7 protein-coding genes are annotated in these 7,633 nt (G+C 44.4%); 2 read left to right on the plus strand and 5 right to left on the minus strand.

The features are described from left to right. Nucleotides 1-140: 140 nt before the first annotated feature. The 4 genes from ACTWPM_RS20325 to ACTWPM_RS20340 all read right to left on the minus strand — a co-directional run bounded on the left by ACTWPM_RS20325 (nt 141) and on the right by ACTWPM_RS20340 (nt 3,827). Entirely contained in the window at nt 141-1,133 is a 993-nt protein-coding gene (locus ACTWPM_RS20325; RefSeq protein ID WP_443134799.1) for a C40 family peptidase, read from the minus strand. Between the two features lie 19 nt (nt 1,134-1,152). After that, nucleotides 1,153-2,217, minus strand: a complete 1,065-nt coding sequence (locus ACTWPM_RS20330) for a dipeptide epimerase (protein ID WP_443134800.1) — start codon at nt 2,215-2,217, stop codon at nt 1,153-1,155. 12 nt (nt 2,218-2,229) lie between these two features. Continuing rightward, nucleotides 2,230-3,393, minus strand: coding sequence for a DUF819 family protein (locus tag ACTWPM_RS20335; protein ID WP_443134801.1), 1,164 nt, complete (start codon nt 3,391-3,393; stop codon nt 2,230-2,232). Nucleotides 3,394-3,509: 116 nt separating this feature from the next. Beyond that, on the minus strand, nt 3,510-3,827 hold the full coding sequence (locus ACTWPM_RS20340; RefSeq protein WP_443134802.1) for a DUF3870 domain-containing protein: 318 nt from the start codon (nt 3,825-3,827) through the stop codon (nt 3,510-3,512). A 318-nt stretch (nt 3,828-4,145) separates the two neighbouring features. Here ACTWPM_RS20340 and ACTWPM_RS20345 point away from each other — a divergent pair, with 318 nt between their 5' ends. Then, nucleotides 4,146-4,565, plus strand: coding sequence for a hypothetical protein (locus tag ACTWPM_RS20345; RefSeq protein WP_443134803.1), 420 nt, complete (start codon nt 4,146-4,148; stop codon nt 4,563-4,565). A gap of 134 nt (nt 4,566-4,699) precedes the next feature. Here ACTWPM_RS20345 and katG read toward each other — a convergent pair whose 3' ends face one another. Continuing rightward, complete coding sequence (gene katG, locus ACTWPM_RS20350; protein ID WP_443134804.1) at nt 4,700-6,940, minus strand: catalase/peroxidase HPI; 2,241 nt, start codon at nt 6,938-6,940, stop codon at nt 4,700-4,702. Nucleotides 6,941-7,321: 381 nt separating this feature from the next. On the opposite strand from katG, the gene ACTWPM_RS20355 reads away from it, so the two are divergent. Then, on the plus strand, nt 7,322-7,447 hold the full coding sequence (locus ACTWPM_RS20355; RefSeq protein WP_443134805.1) for a hypothetical protein: 126 nt from the start codon (nt 7,322-7,324) through the stop codon (nt 7,445-7,447). Nucleotides 7,448-7,633: the final 186 nt, after the last annotated feature.

The raw sequence follows: 7,633 nt of genomic DNA on the forward strand, positions 1-7,633 counted from the left end.
ATCACTATTGGCAACGTATGGGTTTGAAATCATTGAATGCACGTTGAATTTTATGAAACCGCCGTATACGGAACCGTACGTACGGTGGTGTGAGAGGACGGAGGTTAGTCACCTCCTCCTACTCGATACTTATTGCTACATCAATCAATATAACGTCTTGCACCAGCAAACTCGTTGGAATAATAATCGGATTCGAATACGTTAATAATCTCCACTGTGCTTCTGGAATTAGGGGCGTGGATCATCTGCCCTTCTCCAATATACATACCAACATGGTGGACATAGCCTTCTCCTTCATCGTACGCGAAGAACAACAGGTCACCTTTCTGCAAATTCTCTTTCTCTACAGGGGTTCCATGCTCTGCTTGTACAGAGGAATCTCTTGGAATCGTTATGCCGTGAGCTTTGTGAATGGTATGGGTAAATCCGGAACAGTCAAAACCAAAACCGGAAGTCCCGGCCCATAGATAAGGCAGATCCAAAAATTGTTTTCCTGTTTCTACGAGGTCTTCGCCGTCAGCATCAGGTATGTTTTTCTCATGGTTATAAACGGATACGTCGGTGCTGTTCATCCATTTCATTCCATCGCTTGGCGTAGCAACAAGCACCATGTCTCCCACCTGAGCTACAACAGGGAGGCGTGTATTGAAACTGATTTCCTTGAATTCCTGGCTCTTTTTCCTATCATCATATAGAAATACGGTGGGTTTTGTCACAAGAGCGAAAGGTTTGTTCTTTTTCATTACACTGTAGCGTCTTTCATCAGCGAGTTGATTCTTTGGCATCCAGGCAGGGTAGCCAAGTTCATTTTTTGGTGTCGGCTGACCTTCAACAGCAACTTTTACCCAGTCTCCTTCCTCTTCCAGAATAGTCACTTTCTGTCCGTAAAGAACCTGGGTCTGCAATTCACCAACAAGCCATATCTTTTCATCAGTGGTCATGCTTTCGGTCCATTCCCACATATCGACGGGATTGCTTAAAGAGGGAGCATCTAATTCTCTTGCTTGATCAGGTTCACTCCATAATGTAGCAACGGAAACATCTACATACATTTCTTTATCCTCTGCCTGGGCAGAAGAACCGAAGACAAGACTCAACAACACAACGATTACAATCATCCAATACTTTTTCATTGTAGCCCTCCATTAGAGTTTAATAGAAACCAAGGCCAGGTCCATCACTGACAGTTACTACTTTTCCTTCGTAACTCATGCCCCCTTTCAATCCTTCATCTTTCATCCATAAAGGAGCGTCAAGATCATATATCTTAATATTCGGATGAGCCATTGCCAGGTGGGCTGCAGCGGTACCGGAAACGATCGATTCCATCATACTTCCGATCATGCATGGGATCCCTGCACTTTCACAGATATCGGCGATTTGTCCTGCTCTTCTCAGTCCTCCGGCTTTCATCAGCTTGATATTGACAAGATCGACACATTCCATCTCTACCAGGCGAAGGACCTCTTGCGGTGAGAATACGCTCTCATCCGCCATAATTGGCAAATGAACGTGGTCGCGAACATACTTCAATGCTTTCAGGTCATGGGCGGGCACGGGCTGCTCAATGAATTCCACATTAATGTCCTTCTCTCTAAGTCTATTAATGAAATGTACGGCTTGTTTTCTGTTCCATCCTTGATTGGCATCCAGACGCAGGCGAACTTTATCTCCCACTGCTTCTTTCACTTTCAGCAGACGACGAAAATCCTCTTCTTCCTCATGACCGACTTTTAATTTTAGTACATCGAAGCCTTCTTCAACCCTTGCCATAGCTTCCTCCTGCATAGTGTTGGGTTCATTGATACTAACGGTCATGTCTGTTTCCAATGGTTCTAAATCTCCACCAAGCAGTCGGTAGAGAGGGAGGTTGCACTGTTTTCCAAAAGCATCATGAAGCGCTATATCCACAGCTGCTTTTGCACTTGAATTATTCACACAGCTCTTTTCCAGTTTCAATAGAAGATCGTTTCGTTTATTGATGTCTTTGTATAGCAGAGCAGCTGTGATTGGTCCTTCTACAGCTGCTCTCATCCCATCTAGGGAATCTCCTGTGACCTGAAGGGACGCCGTTGAAGATCCGTACCCTACTGTCCCATCCTCTGTTTTCAAGCGAACATCCATTACGTCGATTGTTTCTACCGTGCGAACGGCGGTTTTGAAAGGTCTTTTGAGGGAGACGGTTCTCTTCCCGCATACAATATCGGTAATTTTCATTTTCCTTCCCCCTTACAAATTAGACAGAATTTCAGCAACAGCCAGACCTCCGTATGTTCCTAGGAACGAGCCCCCGAGAGCCATAAGCACCCCAATTGGTATTAGAGATCTGTGAAAAGCACCAGCTAAAAGTGGCGCGGATGCCATCCCCCCGATATTTGCCAGACTGGAAACACCAAGCGTGAAAAGATCCAGCTTGAATACCTTCGCTACAATCATCATGATGATCGCATGAACAGCCAGGATGACGAATCCGGAAATGATGTAAACCGGTGCTTGTCCCAACTGGGAAAAGTCCGCTCTCGAAGCGATTAGGGCAATGACAATATAAAGAAAGACATTAGCCATATCCATTGAACCTGGGACTTTGGTAAGTTTTGTCATAGCCAAAAGTACCCCCAGAATGGAAACAATAAGGATCGTCCACGTTGTGGCGTTCACCACGGTTCCGAATGATGGCAGGAGCCCCCCGATTTCTGCAGCAATGGCGGAGACGAAGATAGCCAAAGCAAGCAGTCCTAACATGTGAACAAAAGAGATTGTTTTTCCTTCTTTTTCCTCGTCTTCTTCCATCAGCTCAGCCGTTACTTCATCAAGGTGCTCCGTGTTGGATTTCGCCCATTTGTTGAAAACGGCAGCGAAAGGCACCAGCCAAAACATGATCATCACCCAGGTCGAGTAGTTGATCGTGTCCATAATCAGCGCATAGCCAAAGATGTTCTCCGGCACTTCCAAAATTCCCTGGATGATCACCATGTTGGCAGAGCCACCCGTCCAGCTTCCTGCCAGAGCACCGAAAGCCTCCGAAGTGTTCGGTGCATAGAAACCTTGAAATAAAAGAAAAGTGATGACGAAACCAGCCATGATACTGAAAGCAGCTGCAAAATATCCGATAAGCATTTTCGGTCCAAGTTTTACCAGCTTTCTTAAATCGCAATTAAGAAGCATCAAAAAAATGAGCATGGGAAGCAGCACATCACGAACACTTCCGTAAGTGTTGTCAATCGTTTCAGTGGATCCAATGATGCCGGTAGTCTTAAGGATGGCGCCTCCAAAATAAATGAGTACGATACCTGGAACAAACTTAAAAAACTTACTTTTTGATGACTCTAGGAAAGCGACTAGGCCAGCCAGGCCGACAATCACTCCTAAATACAGAAACCCGCTTTCGATCATAATGCATTTCCTCCTTGAGATATGTAAATTTATAAAAACAAAAAACCCAGCCGTCAAGAAGTCTCTTCTTGTCGACTGGGTTTTATCCACGTATTAGTGAGATAAAGCAATCTACATTATATATTCATTATGTCGCAGTACTTCAACTGTGCCTGTTTAAAAGCAACAATTAGTGCTTTTTGAGATGAACCGAAATAGCGTTCTCGAATTGCTTGCTCGATCGACGCCTCTTCCGTTATTTTCTTCCCAATAAATAAGCTGCGCACGAAATAGACCGTAATGTCCATCATTGCTGTACATTCGACATCAACAATTTCATGGCTTTTCATGTCGACGACGAATCCTGCAAAGAAAGAGTCGTATTTTTTCGTGATCGCATTGTTCCCGGGTGCTTTGGATTCACCCACGACATAACATGTGTGCTCTGAATACATTTTGATATGCCTCCGATTCTCTGGCATCTTTTGTAAGGAAAGCCTGTCCTTTAAAAGACAAACTGCCAGTACAAAATGCAGATTCCTATCGGTATTTATAGAAATATTACCATTTATTGAAAATGCATTCAATATATTTTTGGGAATTTTCTAACAAAATAAATGCAAAAGTACACTGTGTTTTGGCATTGTTCTTCTATTTTTCGGGGAGTGGTCAGGGATTCAAATAAAATTTTCAAGCTAATTGTTCCCTTGTAATAAACTTCTGAATATCCAATAATTGTAATAACAGTAATTAAACTAGTGAGGGGGGAACTTATGAAAAAACATATATTATTAATAGGAATAGCCGTTTTAATCGGTTGTTCCAATGATTCAGATTCCAGCAATAATGAAGGTGAAGATGCTAAAAATGAAGAACCCACTCAAGAAAAATTGGATAGTGAATTAAAAGATGCAGCAAGAGAAGTAAAATTTACTAGGGTAAGAGCTGGGAGAGTGGAAGAAGGCACTAAAGTACTTATTCAGGGTGAAGTTACGATGGCTAGTCCAATAGAAGTGGGAAGTGAACTGGTGGTTGCAACTCAAGAAGATGGCGGGCACGGGATGTACACTGTCCAAAACATGGATTCAAATGCTCAGTACGAAGAAGGTGATTTTGTAAAAGTATATGGAACGTATAATGGAAAGTCGGAAGGCACTCCTAAAATTACTAGTCCTCTAATTGAAGTCCGATAGTGAGAAGATACTTCATTGGAGGCAGGTACTCCTTTACTCTACTAAAAAACTCATAAAGTTTAAAACTAATAGGAGAATGTAAAAAGCCCCACACCGAATGCCACTACGGCAACTCGGTGTGGGGCTTATTTAAGTTATGCGTTATGATATGCCAAAGAATCTTTATTTGCTTTCAGATCAAAACGGTCAGCATTCATAACCTTCACCCAGGCATCTACAAAGTCACGCACAAATTTATCTTGGTTATCATCCTGTGCATAGACTTCCCCGTAGGAACGAAGGATAGAGTTTGAACCGAAGACAAGATCGACACGTGTGGCTGTGCGCACGAGCTCTCCTGTTTGGCGGTCGCGTCCTTCATAGGTGTTGAATTCGGTTGGATGCCATTCGATTCCCATGTCCAGCAGGTTTACGAAGAAGTCGTTCGTAAGTGTGCCGACGCGGTCTGTAAATACACCATGTTCCGTGTCGCTGTAGTTTGCGCCAAGTACGCGCATACCGCCGACTAGAACAGTCATTTCCGGTGCAGAAAGGTCTAATAGATGAGCTTTATCCACTAATAGTTCCTCTGGACTCCACGCATATTTCTTCTTCTCATAATTACGGAACCCATCGGCCATCGGCTCAAGTACTTCGAAGCTTTCCACGTCTGTCTGCTCCTGAGTGGCATCGCCGCGTCCAGGTGCAAATGGAACGGTTACGTCAACTCCGGCATCCTTGGCTGCTTTTTCGATGGCTGCACTACCGCCAAGTACAATGAGGTCAGCGAGACTTACATTCTTATCAAGATCATTTTGAATGTCTTCATAAACAGAAATGACGTTGGCCAGCTGTTCCGGTTCGTTCACGTCCCAGTCTTTCTGTGGGGCTAGACGGATGCGGGCGCCATTCGCGCCGCCGCGCATATCGGATTTACGGAACGTGCTGGCAGAAGCCCAGGCTGTTTTCACGAGCTCACTTACAGTCAGTCCGGAACTAAGAATTTTCTCCTTCAGATCAGCGATTTCAGCGTCTGTTAAGGTGTAATTCACGTCTGGAACTGGATCCTGCCAGACTAAATCTTCATCTGGAACTTCAGGGCCGAGATATCTCGCTTTAGGTCCCATGTCGCGGTGAAGCAGTTTGAACCAGGCGCGAGCGAATTTATCGGCAAATTCATCAGGATTTTCGTGGAAACGGCGTGAAATTTTTTCATAAGTTGGATCTTCGCGCAGCGCCATATCCGCTGTTGTCATAAAAGTAGGCACGCGTTCAGAGGAATCCTCTGCGTCTGGAGCAAGGTCCTCTTCTTTAGGGTTAACGGGAGCCCATTGATTGGCACCTGCTCGACTCTTCGTAAGTTCCCACTCGTAGCCGAATAATAGATCATAGTAGCCGTTGTCCCATACAGTCGGATTAGGGGTCCAGGCACCATCTACACCACTCGTGATCGTGTCACGGCCTTTCCCGCTGCCATGACTGCTTTGCCAGCCTAACCCTTGCGCTTCAATATCAGCGGCTTCTGGTGCTGCGCCTACATTGGCTTCCGCATCGCCAGCTCCGTGTGCTTTACCAAAGGTATGACCGCCGGCGATGAGAGCAACAGTCTCCTCATCATTCATTCCCATACGAGCAAAGGTTTCGCGGATATCGCGGGCACTTGCTTGCGGATCTGGATTGCCATTCGGTCCTTCAGGGTTTACATAGATAAGCCCCATTTGAACGGCTGCAAGCGGATTTTCAAGTTCGCGGTCGCCGGAGTAACGGTTGTCCTCAAGCCATTCTTTTTCATTACCCCAGTAGATATCTTCTTCTGGATGCCATACATCTTCACGGCCTCCGCCGAAGCCAAAGGTTTTTAAGCCCATGGATTCAAGCGCCACATTACCGGTAAGAACGAGTAAGTCGGCCCATGAAATCTTGTTGCCGTATTTCTGTTTGATTGGCCATAGAAGACGACGTGCTTTATCTAAGTTCGCATTATCCGGCCAGCTGTTAAGCGGTGCAAAACGCTGTGATCCTGTGGCTCCACCGCCGCGTCCATCGCCTGTACGATACGTACCGGCTGCGTGCCATGACATACGGATGAAAAGCGGACCGTAATGTCCATAGTCAGCAGGCCACCAGTCCTGGCTGGTTGTCATAAGTTCTTCAAGATCTTGTTTCAAGGCATCATAATCGAGCTTTTTGAATTCTTCCGCGTAATCAAAGTCCTCACCCATAGGGTTGGTCTTCTTATCATGCTGGTTTAATATGTGCAGATTCAGCTGGTTGGGCCACCAATCTTTATTGGTCGTACCAACTTTAGTTGTTGTAACGGCGTTCTCTTCCTCCGTTTTTCCATGCATAACCGGACACTTATCGGGCTGATTGTTATTCATTTCATTTTTATCCATGTATAAATTCTCCCTTCTTATGTTGGAAAAACTAATTATAATCTATCTTATATTATAATTATAATAAATTACTAGCTAAATTGAAAGCGAGATGCATAGATTCCGAATAGATTATTTTCAATTAGACAAAAAAACGAGGGTCGAGCGCAGCAGAACAATAATAAACTGAAGTTTATCATGGGGGAGTAGAGATTCTCTTAACTCTTATTTTAACAAATTTACTGAATTGAAAGTAGATTTTATCGATTTTAAATAGATAAGATTTTTAATATCCGTAAAAATGTGATCGAACTATCTAAAGGTTAGGTTGAATTCCACATAAAAGATCCATATCTGGTCACCCTAAGCCTGCACGATTATTGAAAACAGGAGTGAGTAAATATGAGCAAAAAATCCAAGTCGAAACGCAACATTCAAAAAGGAAGAGATGCTGTCCAGCCGAGTACGGGAGAAGAAAGAATCACGATAAACAAAACGAATAATCAAAAAGACGACCGAATTAAATAGAGGTTCACGCATGCAGTATAGGATGAAAAAGACGGAAATCAGAGCGCTGGCTTCCGTCTTTATCTATGTGTGCCCGGCAGGGGTATAAACTCTAGGGTTCAAGTCCCGAGCGGCGAAGGTCGTTGTAGCCGTTAGTCAAAGGCAAGGGTGTCCAGGGAGACCTGGAATCTGAAGGAAGCCGGAGAC

The organism is Halobacillus sp. K22, from assembly GCF_052246795.1.
GTDB lineage: Bacteria > Bacillota > Bacilli > Bacillales > Halobacillaceae > Halobacillus.

Coding starts and splice junctions, on each gene's coding strand:
- ACTWPM_RS20340 (WP_443134802.1), bottom strand. CDS start 3,827: ATGTATTCAGAGCACACATGTTATGTCGTGGGTGAATCCAAAGCACCC.
- ACTWPM_RS20345 (WP_443134803.1), top strand. CDS start 4,146: ATGAAAAAACATATATTATTAATAGGAATAGCCGTTTTAATCGGTTGT.
- ACTWPM_RS20355 (WP_443134805.1), top strand. CDS start 7,322: ATGAGCAAAAAATCCAAGTCGAAACGCAACATTCAAAAAGGAAGAGAT.
- ACTWPM_RS20325 (WP_443134799.1), bottom strand. CDS start 1,133: ATGAAAAAGTATTGGATGATTGTAATCGTTGTGTTGTTGAGTCTTGTC.
- ACTWPM_RS20330 (WP_443134800.1), bottom strand. CDS start 2,217: ATGAAAATTACCGATATTGTATGCGGGAAGAGAACCGTCTCCCTCAAA.
- ACTWPM_RS20335 (WP_443134801.1), bottom strand. CDS start 3,393: ATGATCGAAAGCGGGTTTCTGTATTTAGGAGTGATTGTCGGCCTGGCT.
- katG (WP_443134804.1), bottom strand. CDS start 6,940: ATGGATAAAAATGAAATGAATAACAATCAGCCCGATAAGTGTCCGGTT.